This is a genomic window from Shimia sediminis (assembly GCF_003990645.1).
Taxonomy (GTDB): domain Bacteria; phylum Pseudomonadota; class Alphaproteobacteria; order Rhodobacterales; family Rhodobacteraceae; genus Shimia; species Shimia sediminis.
On the sequence record NZ_RYZK01000004.1, the window covers coordinates 266,360 to 282,281 of the forward strand.

Annotated in this window: 12 protein-coding genes; 2 read left to right on the top strand and 10 right to left on the bottom strand. The window is 58.0% G+C overall.

The window, feature by feature from the left end:
* Window positions 1-59 precede the first annotated feature (59 nt).
* Both EK369_RS11370 and EK369_RS11375 read right to left on the bottom strand, forming a co-directional pair.
* Window positions 60-872, bottom strand: a complete 813-nt coding sequence (locus tag EK369_RS11370; RefSeq protein ID WP_268920611.1) for an enoyl-CoA hydratase family protein — start codon at window positions 870-872, stop codon at window positions 60-62.
* Window positions 873-1,001: 129 nt separating this feature from the next.
* Window positions 1,002-1,844 carry a LysR family transcriptional regulator gene (locus EK369_RS11375; protein WP_127114357.1) on the bottom strand — a complete coding sequence of 281 codons (843 nt, stop codon included), beginning with the start codon at window positions 1,842-1,844 and terminating at the stop codon, window positions 1,002-1,004.
* A gap of 237 nt (window positions 1,845-2,081) precedes the next feature.
* On the opposite strand from EK369_RS11375, the gene EK369_RS11380 reads away from it, so the two are divergent.
* Entirely contained in the window at window positions 2,082-3,296 is a 1,215-nt protein-coding gene (locus EK369_RS11380) for an acyl-CoA dehydrogenase (protein ID WP_127114358.1), read from the top strand.
* On the opposite strand, the gene EK369_RS11385 is transcribed toward EK369_RS11380, so the two are convergent.
* The 4 genes from EK369_RS11385 to EK369_RS11400 are packed head-to-tail and all read right to left on the bottom strand — an operon-like array spanning window position 3,293 to window position 9,621.
* Window positions 3,293-5,272, bottom strand: coding sequence for an oxidoreductase (locus tag EK369_RS11385; RefSeq protein ID WP_127114359.1), 1,980 nt, complete (start codon window positions 5,270-5,272; stop codon window positions 3,293-3,295). The two genes, EK369_RS11380 and EK369_RS11385, sit on opposite strands and share 4 nt — an antisense overlap.
* Window positions 5,269-6,000 carry an NAD(P)-binding domain-containing protein gene (locus EK369_RS11390; RefSeq protein ID WP_127114360.1) on the bottom strand — a complete coding sequence of 244 codons (732 nt, stop codon included), beginning with the start codon at window positions 5,998-6,000 and terminating at the stop codon, window positions 5,269-5,271. The genes EK369_RS11385 and EK369_RS11390 overlap by 4 nt, the downstream gene beginning before the upstream one ends.
* The gene (locus EK369_RS11395) at window positions 6,000-8,045 is read right to left on the bottom strand and encodes an NADH:flavin oxidoreductase (protein WP_127114361.1); all 2,046 of its coding nucleotides are present in this window, start codon (window positions 8,043-8,045) and stop codon (window positions 6,000-6,002) included. Before EK369_RS11395 ends, EK369_RS11390 begins: the two co-directional genes overlap by 1 nt.
* 10 nt (window positions 8,046-8,055) lie before the next feature.
* A complete protein-coding gene (locus EK369_RS11400; protein WP_127114362.1) occupies window positions 8,056-9,621 on the bottom strand; it encodes a trimethylamine methyltransferase family protein in 1,566 nt (521 codons plus the stop codon).
* A gap of 101 nt (window positions 9,622-9,722) precedes the next feature.
* On the opposite strand from EK369_RS11400, the gene EK369_RS11405 reads away from it, so the two are divergent.
* Window positions 9,723-10,337 carry a TetR/AcrR family transcriptional regulator gene (locus EK369_RS11405; RefSeq protein ID WP_127114363.1) on the top strand — a complete coding sequence of 205 codons (615 nt, stop codon included), beginning with the start codon at window positions 9,723-9,725 and terminating at the stop codon, window positions 10,335-10,337.
* Window positions 10,338-10,352: 15 nt separating this feature from the next.
* Here the strand turns inward: EK369_RS11405 and pgi are convergent, their stop codons facing one another.
* The 4 genes from pgi to zwf are packed head-to-tail and all read right to left on the bottom strand — an operon-like array spanning window position 10,353 to window position 15,919.
* Window positions 10,353-11,960 carry a glucose-6-phosphate isomerase gene (gene pgi / locus EK369_RS11410; protein ID WP_127114364.1) on the bottom strand — a complete coding sequence of 536 codons (1,608 nt, stop codon included), beginning with the start codon at window positions 11,958-11,960 and terminating at the stop codon, window positions 10,353-10,355.
* Between the two features lie 4 nt (window positions 11,961-11,964).
* Complete coding sequence (eda, locus tag EK369_RS11415) at window positions 11,965-12,612, bottom strand: bifunctional 4-hydroxy-2-oxoglutarate aldolase/2-dehydro-3-deoxy-phosphogluconate aldolase (RefSeq protein ID WP_127114365.1); 648 nt, start codon at window positions 12,610-12,612, stop codon at window positions 11,965-11,967.
* Window positions 12,613-12,623: 11 nt separating this feature from the next.
* Window positions 12,624-14,426, bottom strand: a complete 1,803-nt coding sequence (gene edd / locus EK369_RS11420) for a phosphogluconate dehydratase (protein WP_127114366.1) — start codon at window positions 14,424-14,426, stop codon at window positions 12,624-12,626.
* Between the two features lie 41 nt (window positions 14,427-14,467).
* Window positions 14,468-15,919 carry a glucose-6-phosphate dehydrogenase gene (gene zwf, locus EK369_RS11425; protein ID WP_127114367.1) on the bottom strand — a complete coding sequence of 484 codons (1,452 nt, stop codon included), beginning with the start codon at window positions 15,917-15,919 and terminating at the stop codon, window positions 14,468-14,470.
* Window positions 15,920-15,922: the final 3 nt, after the last annotated feature.

Genomic DNA, 15,922 nt, shown 5'->3' on the forward strand with positions numbered 1-15,922 from the left:
CCAAGGCTTCTTTTGGCCCAAAATATCCCGGGGGTTCGGGGGCTGGCCCCCGATCCAAATTAGTCGCCTTCAAACACCGGTTTCTCTTTGGCAACAAAGGCATGGTACGCGCGATGAAAATCCTGCCCCTGCATACAGATCGCCTGCGCCTGAGCTTCCGCCTCGATGGCCTGTTCGATCGACATGCACCATTCCTGTGCCAGCATGGTTTTGGTCATCATGTTTGCAAAGTTTGGGCCATCAGCTATGCGCCGCGCCAGCTTCATGGCTTCGGCCATCAGGGCATCTGCATCAACCAAGCGGTTGAAGTAACCCCATGCATACCCTTCATCCGCAGACATCGCACGCCCAAGGTAGAGCAACTCGGCAGCGCGTCCCTGCCCGATGATCCGGGGTAGAATGGCACAGGCTCCCATGTCACAGCCCGCGAGACCTACACGATTGAAAAGAAAAGCCGTTTTCGCCTCTGGCGTGGCCACCCGCAGATCCGAGGCCATAGAGATAATGGCACCGGCTCCGGCACATACACCGTCTACAGCAGCGATTATCGGCTTGCCGCAGTTCACCATCGCCTTGACCAGATCGCCCGTCATTCGTGTGAACGTCAGCAGCTCTTTCATGGACATCTTCGTGAGCGGCCCGATGATGTCATGAACATCACCACCCGAGCTGAAGTTCCCCCCGTTTGAGGCAAAGACCACCGCTTTGACCTCATCATCATAGTGCAGATCCCGGAACCAATCGCGCAGCTCGGCGTAGCTGTCGAAGGTCAGCGGGTTTTTTCGCTCGGGCCGGTCCAAAGCGACCACTGCAACCCCCTCCGAAATCTCACATTTGAAATGCTCTACGTCGCTCCGCATCTTCGTCTCCATATTGCCAGCATGCGCACTGCCCACATCGGCATTCATCATACACTGAAGGTTTGAGCCTGATGCTAGAGTGACTCAATATTTATTTCAAGCTTAAAACTTCAAGCATAAAGCTTTATTGGAGATCGTGAATTACGCCTCCATTGTTCCTTCCAGCCAATGGCGCAAGGCAGCCAACGGCGGATAGCCTCCTGCGCCTTCCGGCCACACCAGCAGATAGGCCCCCATGCCAACGCGGCACGCGCCTTCAAGCTCCACCAGCGTCCCACGCGCGATCTCAACATCGACGAGGTAATCAGGCATTAGGGCAACCCCCAGCCCCGACTGCGCCGCCCGCATCATCGTGGCAAATTGATCAAACATCATCGACGGACGCGTCGTTTCCGGCCATCCATTGACCTTGGACCACTCCTCCCAGGCATAGGGTCGCGTTTGCAACGACAGACGAGGCAAACCCTGCACCCCCTCATCTCGCGCGAGGTCGGGCGACGCCACTGCAACCATGTGTTCATCCAGCAATCGCAGGCTCTCCGTCCCCGGCCAGCGCTTGCGCCCATAGTGGATCGCCGCATGAAAGCTTTCGAATGCAAAATCAAATGGCTCCAGCCGCGTCGACATGTTCAGCGTCACGCCCGGATTGCCCGCGAAAAAACCCGGCAACTTCGGCGCTAACCAGTGGGTGCCAAAACTGGGCAGGATCGCCAGGTTCAACGCCCCGCCATCGGGATTGGCCTGAAGTGCAACTGTGGCGCTATTGATCTGGTGAAGTGCTGCCCGGATTTCCTCTGCATAACGCGCCCCATGCGCCGTCAGAATGAGCCGCTTGCGCTGACGCTCGAACAGGGCGCTGCCAAGCTGCTCTTCCAACCTTTGTATCTGTCGACTGACTGCACTCTGCGTCAGGTTCAACTCTGCCGCAGCCGCTGTAACAGACCCCAAACGGGACACAGCTTCGAATGCCGTTAACGTCGACATTGGCGGTGTAAATCGGCGCGTAGATTTCAATTCATTCCCTTTCAGAATGTTTTGTTGCCTAAAATTTGATTTTTTCCTGTGGTTTTGCAAGCTAGTTAATGCCAACAGCGCATCTTTGGTGGAATTCACAGCGTCACGACATCACTGGAACCAACCAAAGCATGCACCGCAAACACCACATCCTTGTGGTAACACTCACAAGGCTCTGACCAGAATCACCGAAAGGACACCTTGAACATGGCCCGTGATCTCGCCCCGCAATCCCGCCCCGACCTGTCGTCGTTCAACTGGGAAGACCCGTTCCTGCTGGAAACCCAGCTCGAAGAAGACGAACGCATGATCCGCGACTCGGCCATGGCCTATGCGCAGGAAAAGCTGCAACCACGGGTAACAGAAGCCTTCGACAAGGAAGAGACCGACCCCGAGATTTTCCGCGAAATGGGCGCTATGGGCCTCCTCGGCACCACCATCCCTGAGGAATACGGTGGGCTTGGAGCTGGCTATGTCACCTATGGCCTCGTGGCTCGTGAGGTTGAACGCGTCGACTCTGGCTACCGCTCGATGATGTCGGTGCAATCCAGCCTTGTGATGTACCCGATCTATGCTTACGGCACCGACGAGCAGCGCAAGAAATACCTGCCGGGTCTGTCGTCGGGCGAACTGATTGGCTGCTTTGGCCTGACCGAACCCGACGCGGGTTCCGATCCCGGCTCGATGAAGACCACCGCCAAAAAGGTCGACGGCGGCTACGTCCTGAATGGCTCGAAGATGTGGATTTCCAACGCGCCAATTGCGGATGTCTTCGTGGTGTGGGCCAAATCCGACGCCCATGACGGCAAGATCAAAGGCTTCGTTCTGGAAAAAGGCATGAAGGGTCTGAGCGCCCCGAAGATCGAAGGCAAAATGTCCCTGCGCGCCTCCATCACCGGCGAAATCGTCATGGACAACGTCGAAGTCAGCGAAGACGCTCTCCTGCCCAACGTCGCCGGTCTGAAAGGGCCCTTCGGCTGTCTCAACCGCGCCCGCTACGGCATCGCCTGGGGCGCCATGGGGGCCGCCGAATACTGCTGGCACGCCGCCCGCCAATACGGCCTCGACCGCAAGCAATTCGGCCGCCCGCTGGCCAACACCCAGCTGTTCCAGCTGAAGCTCGCCAATATGCAGACCGAGATTTCGCTGGGCCTGCAAGCGGCCCTGCGCGTCGGTCGTCTGATGGACGAAGCCAGTGCCGCGCCCGAGATGGTCTCGATCATCAAGCGCAACAACTGTGGCAAGGCGCTGGATATCGCACGCATGGCGCGTGACATGCACGGCGGCAACGGCATCAGCACAGCCTTCGGCGTGATCCGCCACATGGTGAACCTCGAGACGGTGAACACCTACGAAGGCACCCACGACGTGCACGCCCTGATCCTGGGCCGCGCACAGACCGGCCTTCAGGCTTTCTTCTAAAGCTCCAGACCAGCGCGGCGGCCTTCATAGATGGCCGCCGCCGCCAGCCTCGGCGCATTGGCATCGCCAATCACTTTCGGGTCGATCCCTTTGGCCCGCAAAGCGTCCGCCAGATCCGGCATAGCGACATTCCCTGTCGCCAGAACCAAACTGTCCGCCGCGATCTGCTTCACCGCACCGGTCAGCAACGACAGTACCTCAGCCCCCTCCGCTGACCATTTCGTAAGCGCCACTTCGGTCTCAAACACCACCCCCAACCGCGCCAAAGTCTGACGCGCCGGGAAATCCGTGGCCGAGCGCACCAGCTCTTTCGCCACCATCGCATCCGGCGTCACAATGGTCACCCTGTGCCCCTGCTCTGCCATGTGCCACGCCGTGCCGATACCCTTCCAATGGCCGCCTTCGTCCAGCACAACAACGTGTTGCCCCAGACGCGCCGCGCGGCCCATCACATCCTCGGTCGACCAGACATTGCCCAGCGTCAGTCCCGGCATCTCCGCCACATGCGGAAGCGCCTTCTGAAACCCGGTCCCCGCCGGCAAAGACCCTGTCGCAACAATCACCCGACCAAATCCGCCGTCCGCAATGTCGTCCTCATCCCAGTAGGTGTTCAGCCGCACCTCCACGCCCAGTTTCCCTAGCTGACGCTCATACCACTCCACCAAATCCGTCACTTGCGCCCGGCGCGGCTGCAAGCCCGCCAACTTAAACTGCCCGCCGACCTTCGGCCCCGCCTCAACCAAAACCACGCCGTGCCCGCGCTCGGCTGCCACCCGCGCTGCCTCAAGCCCCGCAGGCCCGGCCCCAACCACCAGCACCGACAGCTTGTCCTCGGCTGCCGTGAACCGATCCCCACCCCACAAGTACTCATGCCCCGCCGACGGGTTCACCAGACAAGAGATGTAGTAATCCCGCCCCCGGCGTCCCCAGCACTGCTGGTTACACGACAGACACCCGCGTATGTCTTCGACCCGATCCTCTGCCGCCTTTGTCACAAGATGCGGATCGGCAATCTGCCCCCGGACAATCGACACCAAATCCGCCTGCCCCGCGCCCAACACGGTATTGGCATTGTCCGGCGTTCGGATATTTGCCTCGGCCGTCACCAGCGCCGACAGTCCCGCCGCTTTCAACCGCGACGCCAGATCGGCCCCAAGGTTCTCGGCATACTGAAAACTCGGCAACAGCTTGTAGAAGTCAAAGTAACTCCCCGCCCCCACCGTGACATAATCCATCAATCCGTCACGATCATGCCGCGCGACGACCTCAACCATCTCATCCCGGCTCAGGCAAACCTCCTGATCCGAGTCGTCATTGATCGCCAGACCAATGATAAAGTCCTCGCCACAGGCCTCGCGAATACGGCGCATGATCTCGCGGGACAGCCGCGTGCGCCCATCCAGATCACCGCCCCATGCGTCCTCGCGGAGGTTCGAAAACGGCGTCCAGAACTGATCCAGCAAGCAGTGATAGGCCGCCCAAACCTCAACCCCATCAAAGCCCGCCTTCTGACAGCGCACCGCCGCCGCGACAAAGCCTTCGATGGTCTCTTCGATCTCTGCCACTGTCATCGCGTGGCTGCCATCATTGTCGTGATAGCTCGGCCCACCCGACGGAGACCAGTTCGCATGCCAAGAGTTGTCCCAATCCCCATGCGCGCCCACGTGATAGAGCTGCTGGATCATCACCGCGCCTTCGGCCTGACAGGCCTCGGTAATGCGTTTGAAATGCGGGATCACCTCATCGCTGGATTGGCGAAAATTGCCACGGGTCAGAATGGCCGCTGCATGAACTGGCATCGGCTCGACAACGATCATCGCCGCCCCGCCCACGGCCCGCTCCTTGTAATACGCGAGATGCTGATCTCCGGGCAGGCCATTCTCGGCCATATTCGTGGTATGCGCCCCAAAAACGATGCGATTTTTCAGAGTCTTGTGCCGCAGCGTAACCGGATTGAACACGTGGCGAAGGCTCATTCCCCACGCTCCAACGCATCCATGCCACCCTGCAAATCCTGCACCATGCCACCCTCTTCCATGTGCAACCGCAACCGCTGGTTATAGCCGCCCTCCGTGTTCAACGCCTCGATCAGCTCCGCGCTTGGGGTTCCTTGCAAGTTCGACGCCACCAGGTGCCGCAAAAACGCCTCGCCCACGCCGGGCACGGCCTCGCGCGCAGCCAACCAATTGCCCGCCGTTTCCACCATCCGCGCCACCGGAGACAGCACGGCCTGCGCACTCAAGTACGCCGCGAGTTCTGCTTCAGACTGCACCGCATAAACGGTGTTCCGTGCCCCAAAGATTTCCTCAAGCAGCTCCGCGTCCCCCAAGGCCAAAACCGGCGAGCCACCTTCCGCAATCCCCGGAAACGGCATCACCACGGCCTCCAACGTGGCAGGCGCCACCAGTGCCGCCGCCTCGGACTTCGAAGCGCCTGCCATGAAGGAAATCACTCTTTGATCCTCCCGAAACGACAGCCTCGGCAACATCACCTCAGCCACCTCAGCCATCAGCCCCAGGAACACCACATCGCTCTGATCCAAAACGGCCTGGTTCCCGGCAACCGAGACCTCGTCATAGACCGCCGCCAACAACGACGTATTCGCCACGCTGCGTTCCGATACCACGATCTGATGCCCATCTCCCGCTATGCCATGCACAACCGCCGTGGCAATCGTACCGGTTCCCAGAACTCCAATCCGCATCAGATATCCTTTACCAGGCGCAAGGCGTCATAGATCGCCGCATGGGTGTTGCGCGCACTCACTGCATCGCCAATCCGGAACAGCTGAAAGCCGCCTTCCGCGTTGCGTTCGATCCCTTGCCCGCGCCCCTCGATCAGCGCGTCGTAATCCACCGCCCCTTCGTTCGACGACAGGGGTTTCAGATCAAAATACAGATCATCCAGCGGCAGCGTGCCATAGTTCACCACCACCTGATCATAGGTCTTATGCGAGGTGAAATCGCTGTAATCCGTGCCAATCGTCGCATTCAAAAGGTTCCCCTCCCGCGCCACATCCAGCAAGCGGCGGGTCACAGTAAAGGTCACATCTTTGTCCTGCAGCGCCCTCATATAGGGCACAAGGTTCATCGCCATGATATCCGGAGCAAAAACCCGGTCGGGTGTCATCACCTCCACCTTGGCGCCTGTCTCTGCCGCCAGTTCCGCCGCCATCAGTGCCGGATGATCACCGCTTTCGTCATAGATCAGGATGTTCTGCCCCGGCTTGACATCACCCGAGATCAGATCCCACGCCGTGACCACCAGATCACTTTCGGTGCCGCTTTCGAACAGCTCGACATTCGGCATGCCTCCGGTGGCTACAATCACCACATCCGGGTTTAGCGCAGTCACATCCCCGGCCTCGGCCCAGGTATTAAAGCGGAACTCCACATCCCGCGCCGCACATTGCGCCATGCGCCAGTCGATGATGCTGATCATCTCCCGCCGCCGAGGGTTCTGCGCCGTCAGCCGGATTTGCCCGCCGGGATCGGGCTGTGCTTCGAACACGGTCACGTCATGGCCGCGCTCCGCTGCCACACGGGCCGCCTCCAGACCACCGGGCCCTGCACCGACAATCACCACCTTCTTGCGCTCAGCTGCAGGTGCAATCTCATGCGGCATGGTCAGCTCACGCCCCGTGGCCGCATTGTGCAGACACAAGGCTTCACCCGCCTGATAAATCCTGTCGAGACAATAGGTTGCGCCGACGCAAGGGCGTATATCATCCTCACGTCCCTCGACGATCTTTTTCACGATATGCGGATCCGCCATATGGGCGCGCGTCATGCCCACCATGTCCAACAGCCCCACCTGCACCGCATGGCGCGCCGTGGCCACATCCGGGATTTTCGCCGCGTGGAAGGTCGGCATCCCCGTCGCCTTCTTCACCTCACCGGCAAAATCCAAATGCGGCGCGTTTTTCATACCCTGCACCGGGATCACATCGGTCATCGCGGGATCGGTGTGAATGCGCCCGCGAATGACATTGAGGAAATCCACCATGCCGCTGTCTGCCAGCCGCTTGGAAATCTCGATCCCCTCTTCCGGCGAGATCCCCCCTGCCTCGGCCTCATCCGCCGTATAGCGCAGGCCCACGATGAACTCGTCACCCACCCGCTTACGGATGGCTTTCAGCACGTCCATCGGAAACTTCAACCGGCTCTCCAGCGACTGCCCGCCATAAGGCCCCTCCAGATCATTGGTCAGCGGCGACCAGAACTGATCCAGCAAGTGACCATAAACCTGCAGCTCGATCCCATCCATACCACCCGCCTTCATGCGTTCCGTGGCATCGGCAAAGTCCGAGATGATCCGCTCGATATCCCAATCCTCGATCAGCTTGGGAAACGACCGGTGCGCCGGCTCGCGGTGCTTGGACGACGACACCGAAGGTAGCCAATCGCCTTTGTTCCAACCTGTGCGACGCCCCAGATGAGTCAGCTGGATCATCACTGCGCAGCCATGCTCGTGACAGGCATCGGTCAACCGCTGGATATGCGGCACCACCTCATCCTTGTAGGCGAGGATATTGTTGAACACCGGCGGGCTGTCTTTGCTGACAGCCGCCGACCCGGCCGTCATCGCCAACGCGACACCTGCCTTGGCCCGCTCTGCGTGATAGGCCGCATAGCGCTCTTTCGGCATGCCCTGTTCGGGATAGGCCGGTTCATGGCTCGTGGTCATGATCCGGTTTTTTAACGTCATATGTTTCAGCTGAAAGGGTTGCAGCAATGGATCGTTCGACATCGTCATTTCCTTAGTACCAAGCGTCCGGCATCGACGCCTTTTTCCGCGCCATGTAATCCTTCAGCGCCTCATCCGTGCCCTCATCCATTGCAGGCGCCTCATAGGTGTTTAACATGTCCTTCCAACGCTGGTTCGCGCGCTTGGCCGAGTCAACACTCCCTTGCTCAGACCAGGTTTCAAATGGCTGGTCGTCATTCAATGCGCTGTCCCAAAAGGCGGTCTCGTAGTGCCGCAATGTGTGATCGGTGCCAAACAAATGCTCGCCTGGACCGTTCTGAGCCAAAGCACCAAATCCAAGAGTCTCTTCATTGACTTCAATGCCCTTCAGATACGCATGAAGCGCGCCGCACATGTCCGTGTCCATGACGAACTTTTCGTAGGACATGGACAACAGACCATCCACGAAACCCGCCGAGTGCAGGATGTAGTTCGCCCCCCCCTGCACCGCTGACATCATCGACATCATCGCCTGCTGCATTGCCTGCCCGTCCGGCGCTTTTGAGGTCGAGAAATTCCCCGCGCAGCGCAACGGCAAATCCAACCGCCGCGCCAGTTGTCCCATAACAAGCGATCCCAGAGCAGGTTCTGGTGTGCCGAATGTTGGCGACCCCGTGCGCAACGACATCGAGGACAAAAAACCGGCCAAGATCACGGGTGCGCCGGGCCGAACGAGCTGCGTCAGCGCTGCCGAGGACATGGATTCGGCCAGACATTGCGCAATCGCTCCGGCCATGGTCAGAGGCGCGACGGCGCCTCCTAACAGAAACGGCAAGTGGATCGATCCTTGCCCTGCTTCGGCGTAGGTTCGAATACCAGAGGTCGTGACACCATCCAGAACAAGTGGAGACGTCGTGTTGAAGTTGCCCATGATCACGCAATTCTGGTCAACAAACTCTCGGCCAAACAACAGGCGGCACATCTCAATGCTGTCTGCCGCCCTTTCAGGAGCGGTGATCGACCCCAAAAAGGCCCGATCCGAATACCGCATATGTGCGTAGACCATGTCGAGGTGCCGCTTGTTCACCGCGACATCTGTAGGCTCGCAAATTGTACCGCCCGAGTGGTGTAACCACGGCGAGGATTGTGCCAGCTTAACAAGGTTTTCGAAGTCTTCGATCGTGCCATAGCGTCGGCCCTTGTCCAGATCCATCACAAATGGAGACCCATAGGATGGCGCAAAGACCATGGCGTCACGACCTATGATCACAGAATTTGCCGGGTTACGGGCGTGTTGTGTGAAACTTGGCGGGGCTGTTTTTAGGATCTCACGCACCATGCCGGGTTCAAACCGGATGTTCCAAGCTTCGGCTGAGAGAGGCGTGACCTTAGCACCTGCCTCTTTGTACAGCCGCATTGCCTCTGCGTCTTCCCGCAACTCGATACCAATCTCGGCCAGAATACGATCCGCTGTGGCCTCGATCTGGATCAAACTTCCTTCATCCAACAAGTCATACGTCGGCACCCCACGCGTGATGTAGGGCACGCGTAAATGAGGGTTCCCCCCTGGCTGAGCCGTGCGTTCTTTGCGACCTGTGCGGCGACGTTGGCGGGGTTTTTCTGTCAGCCCGATGTCCATCACGAATCCTGTTTTGCAATTCACTCGACATATGCGTCCGATAAATCGACACATGTGTCAAGTTTCTTGTACACCTCCCCTTTGCATGTTAACCCCACCCCATGGAAGTCGCGCAAAAACCAAAAGTTCCTGAAACCGCCTGGCTGGAAGCGGCCTATGAGATCCTGACCGAAAATGGCGTCGAGGCTGTGAAGGTTATGCCCCTGGCCAAAAAGCTGGGCGTGTCCCGAACTGGGTTTTATTGGTACTTCAAAGATCGTGACGCTCTGCTGGAAGCAATGGTTCACCGCTGGGAAGAAAAGAACACCGGCAATCTCGTGGCACGCAGCGCCGCCTATGCCGAAGGCATCGTCGAATCTGTGTTCAACCTGTTTGATTGCTGGTTGGACAACGCATTGTTTGACGCGCCACTGGAATTGGCCATTCGCAATTGGGCGCGAAACGACATGGCCCTCCAAGAAAGGTTGAACGCGGCCGATGACGAGCGTTGCCGTGCACTGAGGGATATGTTTCTCCGTCACGGGTTCGACGCCCGGCAATCCCACGTGCGCGCAATGACCATGATCTACACGCAAATCGGATACTTCTCGATGCACGTCAAAGAAGACGCACAAACAAGAATTGGACGCATGCCTGACTACGTTGAGGTTTTTACTGGTCTAAGGCCGCACGACAGCGATATCCAAAGGTTCGCATCTCGCCATCTCGTCACTTAGCCTTGGGGCCTGCGCTCAGGATTTCAAAAACGCAACCAACCCTTGGGTGGATGAATCCTTGTCGTCAGCATGACCTCGGCGCACCATTGGCAACAGCGTATTCGCCAGTTCTTTGCCCAACTCAACACCCCACTGGTCGAAAGAGTTGATCCCCCAAACAACGCCTTCCACAAACACCCTATGCTCATAAAGAGCTATCAGCGCGCCCAGATTGAAGGGCGTTAGTTTTTGATAAGCTATGGTCACTGAGGGGCGATTACCGGGGAAGGTGCGATGCGCGGCCTGATTGTGAAGCGCTTCTTCGGTAAACCCCAGCTTCGCGGAAATCTTCAGCGCCTGTTCCTGACTGCGCCCGACCATCAAAGCCTCGGACTGCGCCAAGCAGTTCGACTTGAGCAACTCATGATGCTCTCGCAAGTCTATTTCATGGCCCTCAGCCGCGATCAAAAACTCGGTCGGAATGATGTCGGTGCCCTGGTGAAGCAATTGATAAAACGCGTGCTGCCCGTTGGTTCCAGGTTCACCCCAAACAATGGGGCCTGTGGGACGCTCAACCTGTTCTCCCTGAAGTGTCACCCGTTTGCCATTGCTTTCCATATCCAGCTGTTGGAGATAGGCTGGAAATCTGCTAAGCCGCTGATCATAAGGCAATACTGCACGCGAACCATAACCGCAGATATTGCGATGCCAAATGCCTACCAATGCCAAAAGCACGGGCAAGTTTTGACCGAGTTCTGTCGATTGAAAGTGACGGTCCATGGCATTTGCACCGGCTAGAAATTGGCCAAAAGCTTGCGGTCCAATCGCCAGCATGATGCTCAACCCGATTGGTCCCCAAAGCGAATAGCGCCCTCCGACCCAATCCTCGAACCCGAATACCCGATCCGGGTCAATGCCCATTGCCGAGGTACGATCAACGGCGCTGGAAATTGCGGCCAAGTGACCGGTTGTCTGTGCCCCCACCCCAGCCTTTAGCCACATGATCGCACTACGAGCGTTGGTCATGGTCTCGATGGTCGTGAAGGTTTTTGATGCGACCAAGATCATGGTCGTCGTCGGGTCAAGATTTTTGAGCACATCATGGACATGCGCACCATCAACGTTGGACACAAAGTGGCAGCGTGGACCGTCATGGTACGGTGTCAGTGCGAGAGTCGCCATGGCGGGACCAAGATCCGACCCGCCAATCCCGATATTGACAATGTCGGTGAATTCCTTGCCCGCAGGCGTCCGAATGGTGCCACCACGGACGCCCTGACAGAAAACCCGCATGCGCTCAAGGGTTGAAGCAACACCAGGCCGCACATCCTCTCCGTCGACGACAAGGTCCTGTTCGTCATTGGCCCGGAGCGCCGTGTGCAGCACCGCGCGCCCTTCGGTCGCGTTTATTTTGCAGCCTGAGAACATGTCGTCGCGTCGGTCTTCAACGCTTGACTGGCGTGCCAAGTCGATCAACAACGCCCGCGCAGAGGCGTCAATATTGGTCTTTGAGTAGTCGAGCAGAATACCATCTACCTCGGCAGAAAATGCCGAAAACCTATCCGGTTCATCAAATAGAGAAAGGATACGGCGCTCTTCAGCGGCAAAGTGGTTTGCCGCAAGCAGATCCCAAACATCGGTCATCTATCTATTTTCCCAACAACGCGGCCTCGCTGGCCAGTCTTTCAATCTCATACCACCGACCCTGCCGGACCATCTCTTTCGGCGCAACCCAGCTTCCACCTGCACAAACCACATTTGGCAAAGACAGGTAGTCTTTAGCATTTGCCGGGCTAACACCACCTGTTGGGCAGAAACTGATCTGCGGCAAGGGTGCGCCAATTGCCGCAAGCGCCGGAACGCCTCCGGATGCTTCGGCCGGAAAGAACTTGAGCATATCGTAGCCACGCTCCAACAATCTCATCGCTTCGCTTGCAGTTGCGGCACCGGCAAGGAGCGGCAGACCTTCATCCTCACACGCCTGCAACAGCGCTTCTGTCGCTCCGGGCGAAACACCAAATGCAGCACCCGCCTCTTTCGCAGCGCGGACATCATCCGGCGTAACCAGCGTGCCAGCCCCAACATGCCCCCCCTGTACACGGGCCATTGCGCGGATACTTTCCAACGCGGCAGGTGTCCGCAGCGTAACCTCCAGAACCGGCAAACCGCCAGAAACCAAGGCTTCGGCAAGGGGTTCAGCCGAAGCGGCGTCTTCAATGACAAGGACAGGAACAATCGGGGCAAGCTGGCAAAGCTCTCTGGCTTGGCGACTTGCGACTTGCGGTGTGATTGACATGGCCTTCTCCCTTAGAAAACTGAGGCACCGGTGTTGGCCGGCCCCGTATTTTGACGAAACAACTCAAACAACTCTCGACCACAGCCGGCAGCGCTCTTTGCACGGGTATCGACAGCGGCCAAGCGGCCTTCAACGCCCTCTGTCAAGACATCCAATCGCCCCGCCTCTGCGTCAAGGCGCAACACATCTCCGTCCTGCAACCGGGCTATTACGCCGCCGTCAGCCGCCTCAGGGCAAACGTGGATCGCCGCAGGCACCTTGCCCGATGCTCCGGACATACGCCCGTCAGTCACAAGCGCAACTTTTTGTCCGCGCCCCTGAAGAATTGACAAAATCGGGGTCAGGCTATGCAACTCGGGCATTCCATTGGCTTGTGGTCCTTGGAAGCGGACCACGACGATAACATCACCAGTAAACTCGCCCGCTTTAAAGGCTTCCTTTACTTGGTTTTGGTCATCAAACACCCGCACGGGTGCCTCGATCAACCGGTGTTTCTCATCGACGGCGGAGATTTTTATCACGGCATCACCAAGCGCGCCTTGCAGGCGCTTCAAGCCGCCGGTGTGTTGAAACGGTTTCTCGGAGTTCCGCAGAATAGCCGGATTCAAGCTCTCAGTAATGCGGTCGCCCCAAGTGAGTGCGCCTTGCTCGCAAACTGGACCTCGTGTGTAGGCTTCGAGGCCTTGTCCGGCCACAGTTCGGGTGTCCGAGTGCAGCAGTCCCGCATCGAGCAACTGTGCGATCAAAAAGCCCAAACCACCCGCCGCATGGAACATGTTCACGTCGGCAAGCCCGTTTGGATAAACCCGCGCCAATAGCGGGGTTACATCGGACAGGTCAGAAAAGTCCTGCCAGTCCAGAACAATGCCACCGGCGCGGGCCATCGCAATCAGATGAATGAGAAGGTTGGTTGACCCACCGGTTGCGTTCAGTCCTACGATGCCATTCACAAAGGCCTTCTCGTCCAGAACATCACAAACCGGTAGATAGGCATCACCCAATGCAGACAGGCTGAGGGCACGCCGTGCCGCCTCTTGGGTCATCGCGACCCGGAGATCACTATCCGGAGGCACAAAACTTGCTCCGGGCAAATGCAGCCCCATGAACTCCATCAGCATCTGGTTGGTGTTGGCGGTGCCGTAGAATGTGCAGGTACCTGGGCCATGGTAGGCTGACATTTCAGCGGCCATAAGCTCCTCGCGCCCAACTTCGCCGCGTGCGTATTGTCGACGCACACGCGCCTTGTCTTCGTTTCCAAGACCGCTCGCCATCGGCCCAGCCGGGACAAACAAGGCCGGCAAATGCCCGAAGGTTTGCGCGCCAATGACCAGTCCAGGTACGATCTTATCACAGACACCGAGAAACAACGCGGCATCAAACGTGTTGTGGCTGAGCGCAACAGCCGTGGCCATCGCGATGACATCACGCGAAAACAGGCTGAGCTCCATTCCAGCCTCGCCTTGGGTCACGCCATCGCACATGGCAGGGACGCCCCCTGCCACCTGGGCAGATCCCCCTGCCAATCTGGCCGCATTGCGAATGATACCAGGGTAGTTTTCATAAGGTTGATGCGCAGAAAGCATGTCATTGTAGGCCGTGACGATGCCAAGATGTCCACTGGTCCCCTCGGCCAACCTTGATTGATCCTGCCCGGCAGCTGCATAGGCATGCGCCTGCCCGCTGCAGGACAAATGCCCTCGCGTGGGCCCTTTGGATTTTGCGGATCGCATCCGATCCAAATACGCCTCTCGGGACGGCGCGCTACGCTCGATGATCCGATCTGTAACGCGCGCAACAACGGAGTTAAGTGTCATAGGTTCACGTCCTATTCAGCATTGTTTTCAGGCCGTATCGTTCAGCCAATTTCTCGCCACCGGCGGCCTTCTCGATGCAAAAGCATAAGTGCATCTTCTGGGCCAGATCCACCCGCGTCATATTTTTCAGGCTCTCTCGACGACGCCTCCCAGGCTGCATTGATGGGATCGACCCAATTCCACGCTGCTTCGACTTCGTCACCGCGCATGAACAGGGTTTGATCGCCCCGAATGACGTCCATGATAAGCCGTTCGTAAGCATCCTGTGTATCGCCGCCGCCCGCAAGAGCATCTGCAAAGGTCATATCCAAAGTCACTTCTGCAAGGCGCAGCCCACCTGGCCCGGGCTCTTTGATTGTCGTTCGCAGCGTAATCCCCTCGTCCGGCTGTAAACGGATGATCAATGCATTTCCCCGCCGACCTTCCATTTTTGGAAAAATCATATGCGGTGGGTCTCGGAACACGACTGCAATTTCCGAGCTTCTGGCCCGTAGTTTCTTGCCCGTTCTGAGGTAAAAAGGCGTTCCACTCCAACGCCAGTTCCCAACGTTGACTTTCATTGCGACAAAACTCTCGGTGCGACTATGAGGGTCCTTGGCGTGATCTCGGTAGCTGTCTTTGTTGCCGGGGGTTTCCCGGTACTGGCCCCGCACGATGTCTTCGGGCAGAGCCGGCTTCAAAGCGCTGATAACCTTGACCTTCTCATTGCGCACCGCATCCGGGTTGTAGTCCGACGGCGGCTCCATTGCGGTTAAGCACAACAATTGCATCAGGTGGTTTTGCACCATATCCCGCATCGCACCTGACTGGTCATAGTACTCTCCGCGCCCCTCGACCCCAAGGCTTTCGGAAACAGTGATCTGCACGTGATCAATGTGGGTCGCGTTCCAGAGAGGTTCCCACAGTGAATTGGCAAACCGCAGTGCCATCAGGTTCTGCACGGTCTCTTTGCCAAGATAGTGGTCGATCCGATAAATCTGTTCTTCAGCAAAGTTGCGTCGAAGTGTTTGGTTCAAGGCCTGCGCCGTTTCCAGGTCTTTCCCAAACGGTTTCTCAACCACAATCCGGCTCAGCGGCGTCGCCATGCCATATGCGCTCAAGCGGTCTGCAATTTCGCCAAACAAGGCGGGCGCAACTGATAAATAGAAGGCACGGACAGCATCATCGCGAAGCTTGGCCTGCAGCTCGGTCCACCCTGTGTCACCTGCCGCGTCAACGCAGACATAAGTCACGACATCTAAAAACGCATCCAGTTGCTCTTTGTCATCGGGCGCGCGCAGTGCAAATTCCAAAAGGCTGTCGCGGATAAAGTCGCGAAACTCACTGGATTGCATCTCACGACGAGCAACCCCAATGAGCCGGGCATCCTTGGGCATCTGCCCAACAACAAAGCGATGGAAAAGCCCCGGAATAATCTTGCGCCGCGCCAAATCTCCCGTTGCGCCAAACACAACCAGATCAAAGGGCGCAACGGGAATAACGCGTGAAACCATGTG